1 protein-coding gene is annotated in these 404 nt (G+C 63.1%); it reads left to right on the top strand.

Annotated features, from left to right (window positions below):
* Positions 1–404, top strand: a 404-nt coding sequence (locus IG88_RS0137955; RefSeq protein ID WP_031051511.1) for a cbb3-type cytochrome c oxidase subunit I, incomplete at both ends; no start/stop codon positions are given.

Raw genomic sequence — 404 nt, 5'->3', positions numbered from 1 at the left:
CCACGTCTCGGACTCGTACTTCGTGGTGGCGCACTTCCACTACGTGGTGTTCGGCACCGTCGTGTTCGCGATGTTCGCCGGATTCCACTTCTGGTGGCCGAAGTTCACCGGCAAGATGCTGGACGAACGCCTCGGCAAGATCACCTTCTGGACGCTGTTCATCGGCTTCCACGGCACGTTCCTGGTCCAGCACTGGCTGGGCGCCGAGGGCATGCCGCGCCGCTACGCCGACTACCTGGCCGCGGACGGCTTCACCGCCCTGAACACGATCTCGACGATCAGCTCGTTCCTGCTCGGCATGTCGATCCTGCCGTTCTTCTACAACATCTGGAAGACCGCCAAGTACGGCAAGAAGGTCGAGGTGGACGACCCGTGGGGCTACGGCCGTTCGCTGGAGTGGGCGA

The organism is Streptomyces sp. NRRL F-5650 (genome assembly GCF_000721365.1).
Classification (GTDB): Bacteria; Actinomycetota; Actinomycetes; order Streptomycetales; family Streptomycetaceae; genus Streptomyces; species Streptomyces ardesiacus.
The sequence above is the reverse complement of the archived record's forward strand: the minus strand, read 5'-3'. Positions and strand labels throughout refer to the sequence as shown.